The organism is Chamaesiphon sp. OTE_20_metabat_361 (assembly GCF_031364565.1).
This window is the reverse complement of the sequence record NZ_JANLWO010000505.1, coordinates 1-6283: the sequence shown is the minus strand read 5'-3', so window position 1 is coordinate 6283 and position 6283 is coordinate 1. Positions and strand designations below refer to the sequence as shown.

General features: G+C 51.7%; 2 protein-coding genes. Both read left to right on the top strand.

The features are described from left to right. On the top strand, positions 1–1618 hold a 1618-nt coding region (locus tag RMO35_RS14745; RefSeq protein WP_309742087.1), incomplete at its 5' end, for an ATP-binding protein. Positions 1619–1843: 225 nt separating this feature from the next. Continuing rightward, a partial coding sequence (locus RMO35_RS14740; RefSeq protein ID WP_309742086.1) for a PAS domain S-box protein occupies positions 1844–6283 on the top strand: 4440 nt, incomplete at its 3' end.

Sequence of the window (6283 nt, the reverse complement as noted above, 5' to 3'; positions counted from 1 at the left end):
ATTGGGGATTCCTTTTTCCGAGTCAGAAGTCCAAAATTCCCTAATGATCGAGCGGCGGATTCATTTACCCGAAAGTAACGGACGCCGCGATCTGCCTTTAGTCCGCCAACACCAGACACCCGAAGGGATCGTGACTGATGTCTTCGTACCGATCGAGCATGACGGCAAATTTATCGGTACGCTGGCGATCGGCATCAATCCCAATCCTACCGTAGTTGCGTCGAGCGGACTGACGCGCGATGTGACGATCGCGGTATTCGTCTCGATTTGGGTGATGGTAATTTTGGGTGCGGTATTTAATGCGCTGCAAATTACCAAGCCGATCAAAGAATTACTTTCGGGTGTTAAGAATATTGCCTCGGGAAATTTCAAGCAACGGATCGATTTACCCTTGGGTGGCGAACTCGGCGAACTGATCGGTAGTTTTAATGAAATGGCGGAAAAGTTGGAGATATTTGAAGAACAAAATATCGACGAATTAACTGCCGAAAAAGCTAAGCTAGAAACCCTGATCTCGACGATCGCCGATGGTGCGGTCTTAATCGATAATAATCTCCAGATCGTCCTAGTCAATCCCAATGCGCGGCGCTTTTTCGGGTGGGATCATCTGGATTTAGACGGTGCTAACGTCCTGCATGTCCTACCTGGCAGCGTATCTGCCGAACTCACGCGTCCGCTGTATCAAGTGGCGGCGGGTAAACTCGATGGTGAAGAATTTCGGATTACGCTCAACCATCCCGCACAACGAACGGTAAGAATCTTAATTACCAACGTGCTCGATCCGATCAAAGAAAATGTCCGGGCGATCGCGATGACCGTTCAAGATATTACTCGGGAAGTCGAATTAAATGAAGCTAAAAGTCACTTTATTAGTAATGTCTCTCACGAACTGAGAACGCCATTATTTAATATCAAATCATTTATCGAAACCCTGCATGAATACGGGGATGAATTGACTAAAGAGGAGCGGAGTGAATTTCTCGATACTGCCAATCGCGAAACCGATCGGTTGACAAGATTGGTGAATGATGTATTGGATTTATCCAAGCTCGAATCCTCCCATACTTATCTGTTTGATGCGGTGGAGCTAGATCGATCGATCGAACAAACTCTCCGTACCTATCAGCTCAACGCCAAAGATAAAGGGATCGAACTGTGTCAAGATATCGAACCCGATCTGCCATCCGTCTTGGGTAACTACGATCTGATCCTCCAGGTGCTAGCAAATCTGGTCGGCAACGCCCTCAAATTTACCAAAGCCGATGGGAAAGTCACAATTCGGGCTTACCGAGCCGCAGTGACTGGTGAAGCGGCTGATGAGATTGTTTCGCCTGTCGTCAGAGTGGAAATCGTCGATACGGGCATCGGCATCGATCCTGAAGATTGTGCGGCGATCTTCGATCGCTTCTTCCGCGTCGAAAACCGCGTTCACACCCTTGAAGGTACGGGATTGGGACTCTCGATCGTCCAAAATATCATCGAGAAACATCACAGCCAAGTTCATATTACCAGTGAAGTCGGCGTGGGCACTACGTTTTGGTTCGATCTAGCGATTTATCAACTTCGCCCCGAGCCGATCGAAAATCCCCAGTTGTTAGCTGTAAATGTCGATAGCTAAAGTTAGTCACATCTTGCATCAAAACAAAGTTATAAATCGACTATCTATTTTATTGTCCGCGCCCTGATTGACAAGTGGAAACTATTCAGGATACAACCGCAAAACCCAACATCTCAAGGATGCCGGGTTTTGCGGCGATTGCTCAACAGCTATAAAATAGGAGCAGCCGACGATCCCCCCATACCCCCAGCCTACCAGCATTAATCGCCCCCCGCAGGCAATACCATGACTGACTCAGTACAAGCACAGCCTGTCAATCCGATCTTACCTACCAATGAAACCGAACGGCTGGCGGCACTGTATCGCTATCAAGTCCTCGATACACCTCCTGAAGCAGCGTTCGATCGCATTACCGCTCTTGCCGCGCGACTGTTTAAGAAGCCTACCGTGCTGATTTCGCTGGTGGATGAGTCGAGAGCTTGGTTCAAGTCCAGCATTGGTTTTGGTGCTGCTGAAGTCTGCCGCAACGATGCGCTGTGTAATGTTGCCGTGTTGTCCGATGAGCCGCTAATCGTTCCTGATACGCGACTCGACGATCGCTTTACCTGCAATCCGTTCGTACAAGCCGAAGTAGCGGCGCGGTTTTATGCGGGTGCGCCCTTGATCGATCGAGATGGCTTTAATTTGGGTACGCTGTGTCTGCTCGATACTGTGCCCCACGACCCTTTAACCGCCGAGGAAGAGGCTACTTTAGGGGATTTGGCGGCAATGGTCGTTTCGGAGCTAGAACTGCGCTTGGCGGCGCAGCAAATCGCTAGCGTCGATGCCGCACTAGTAGAGATTACTCAAGGTGTCGCGAGGGTGACGGGTGGGGCATTTTTCGACGAACTGGTGAAGCACTTTGCCAAAGTCTTGGGGACTGATTATGTTTATATTGGTTTGGTGGAGGGGACTGAGCCGAAAATGATGCGCACGATCGCCACATGCGATCGCGGTAACATCGTCGAGAATCTGGAATATCGGTTGCAAGATACGCCGTGCTGGGAAGCGATCGAGCAGCGTAAACTTTGCTGTTATCCCCGCAATGTCCAGGCTCAGTTTCCGAATGCGCCGTTGCTAAAACCGCTGGCTGTCGAGAGCTATATGTCGATTCCGTTCTGTGGTGCCAATGGTAATGTGTTGGGATTGCTGGGCGTCATGGATGGTAAACCGCTGGCAAACGTGCATCTAGCCGAATCGTTACTAACCATCTTTGCCAGTCGGATTGTGACGGAGTTAGATCGTCAACAGCACGAATCGATCCTCGCCGAACAGACGCGACTGCTGGAGGCTGTTGCTACGGGTCAGCCGCTAGATGAGTGTCTGAGTGCTATGTGTAGCTCGATCGCCAACCTCAGCCCCCACACCCGTGCCTGTGTGCTACTGACTGACGATCTCCGCTCGAAGTTTCCCCGATCGATTACTCCAGATTTCCCGCCGTCTCTGAGCGCAGGACTCAAGGATGCGCCGATTAACGAGCTGGCGATTTTTCTTCAGAACCGCTTCGCGAACGGCACTTGTGATACGGCTGGATATTGTGGTGAGCCTGTAACTTGTCCCGATATTGCGAGCGACCAATCCTGGCCGCAAAGCTGGCGGGATTTGTGTATCGCCCATGGCATTCGGGCTTGTCATTCCGTACCGATTGTGGGGATGGATAATTTACCCCTCGGTTCGCTGATGTTGTGCTTTGGTGAGGCGCGATTGCCGACTGATTGGGAATATCGACTGGGTGAATTTGGGACTAAGATTGCTAGTATTACGATCGACCGCAAGCGGTCGATCGAAAACTTGTCGGAGAGTGAAGAACGGCTGAGTTTGGCACTTACAGCCGCAGATATGGCAACCTGGGATGCCGATCTGTCCACGGGTAAAACGATCTGGTCTGCCAAACACTTCCAGATTTTGGGCTACGATCCAGCTAATGTTGGCGCACCTACCATCGAGATGTGGTTGAGCCGGATTCATCCTGACGATCTCGCAGCGGTGATGCAGGCACGGGAAACTGCCCAGAGGGAGCGATCGCTCTATCGGATCGAATATCGGTTGGTACGCGCTGACACTGGAGCAGTCGTGTGGGTTGCCTCAACTGGAAGATTCCTCGACAACCAGGCAGGGGTAGCCATGCGGTTTGTCGGGGTGATGCTCGATATTCGCGATCGCAAACAAGCCGAAATTGCTCTGGTCGAGAGTCAGCAGCGATTGCAGTCGATCGTCGATGCGATTCCTCATGCGGTGTGGGTACTCGGAGCCGATGGTGAATTCCGCTTTAACAATCAACAGTGGCTCAATTACTACGGCATGTCTTTTCCAGCAGCGACAGCACTCGGATGGAGTCAGGTAGATCCCGATGAATTTGCTGCCACCCAGCGGTTATGGCAGCTCTCTATGCAAACTGGGATGCCCTATGAAACCGAATTTTGCTGGAATTGTGGTGATAATTCCCAACGGTGGTATCTCTGTCGCGCCCAGCCAGTTCGCGACCCGGCGGGGGAAATTGTCGAGTGGGTGGGCACCAATACCGATATTACCCACCTCAAGCAAGTAGAAGCCGCTTTGCAACAGAGCCAGCAATTCGTCCAAAAAATCGCCGAAACCGTGCCCGGTTTGGTGTATGTCTACGATCTCATCGAGCAGCGTAACATCTATATGAATCGCCACTCCTTAGAAGTGTTGGGCTATACGTCAGCGCAACTGCAAGAGCAGGGGTCGGATGTGATGCCAAATCTCATACATCCAGACGATTTAGCCAGCATGATGGCGTATCTAGCAGGATTCGATACGGCACAAGGTGAAAAAGCGCGGGAGTTGGAATACCGAGCGCAACATGCAAATGGTGAATGGCGGTGGTTGCTCACTTCTGGCACTGCATTTAACAGAACGCCAGCAGGAGCTACCCAACAGATTATCGGGGTAGCGATCGATATTACCGATCGCAAAGTCGCCGAGCTGAAAATTCACCAGCTCAACCACGAGCTGACCGAGCAAACTGACGAACTACAAACGATCCTCGATACGCTGCCCGTGGGGGTCGCGATCGCTGACGACCCGCAGTGTAACGTCATTCGTACTAATCGATTCGGTCAAACTATGCTAACGGTGTCACCCGATACCAACGTTTCGGCAACTGGAGCAGAAGCCGAAACTTTACCATTCCGTCAATACCGCGACGGGCGAGAAATCCCTGGCGACCAACTGCCGATGCAACTGGCAACCGCCCAAGGGCAAGCGATTCGAGATGTCGAAATCCAAATGGTGCGATCTGACGGAGCGACATTTGACTGGCTAATAACTGCCGTGCCGCTATTTGACGAAGATCGCGCACTGCGCGGCTGTGTAGCAACATTTACCGATGTTACCGAACTCAAACGATTGCAATCGCAGCTACAGCTACGTGAAGCTAACCTAGCGCAGAGCAACGCCCGATTTGAGTCAGCGATGCTAGCCGTAAGGGGGACAGTGTACGAGTGGGATCTGCCAACTAAAATCATCTATCGCTCCAAAGGATTGTTCGAGCTGCTAGGCTTTCGACCTGAAGATGTGCCACCAACGAATGATTGGTGGACGGAGCGAATGCACCCCGACGACTTAGAGCGCACCCAATCGGAGTTCCGAGCCGCTCCAGTGGGGGTCGATCGATTTGAGAGCGAATATCGCATCCGCCATGCGGCAGGGCACTGGGTATGGGTGTCCGATCGCAGCTATTTCCAGTACGATCTGCAAGGAGAACTGCTCAAAGTCGTTGGCTTTAATACCGACATTACCGAACGCAAACACGCCGAGGAAGAGCTATATGAGAGTCAATTACTCGTGCAACGCCAACTGATGGAAATCGAAGCAATTTATCAAACCGCACCCATCGGGCTAACAATTCTCGATCGAGACTTGCGCTATGTCCGCCTCAATCAGCAGCTAGCAGAAATTAACGGTATCGATATTGACGACCATATCGGGCGCACGCTGCGCGAAATCGTGCCGCTTGTAGCCGATGAAAACGAACCGCTCCTGTATGGCGTCATCGCCACCGGAGAGCCACTGCTAAATCTCGAACTTAGTGGTGAAACTCTAGCTCAACCTGGAGTCGAGCGGACTTGGATCGAAAATTGCTATCCGCTCAGGGATGAAACCGGACAGGTTGCGGGGATTAATGTTGTCGTCCAAGAAATTACCGATCGCAAACGCGCTGAAGCAGCAGTACGCGAGAGTGAAGAGCGATTCCGCACCTTGGCAGATAATATGTCTCAGTTTGCGTGGATGACAGACGAAAACGGCTGGATCTTCTGGTATAACAGTCGCTGGTTTGAATACACTGGCACCACATTAGCCCAAATGCAGGGCTGGGGCTGGCAAAGCGTGCATCATCCCGAACATGTCGATCGGGTTGTCACACGGATTCGCCACTCCTTTGAAACGGGTGAATATTGGGAAGACACATTTCCGCTGCGCGGGCGAGATGGCACCTACCGCTGGTTCTTGTCTCGCGCCTTGCCGATCCGCGATGAATCGGGGCGAATTACGCGCTGGTTTGGCACCAATACCGACATCACCGAGCTGCAAGAAGCCGAAGCCGCTCTCGCCGAACGAAATAAGGAGCTAGACAGCTTCGCCTATACCGTCTCTCACGATCTCAAGGCTCCCTTACGCGCGATTTCTAACCTGTCAGTCTGGATCGAAGAAGATTTAGAA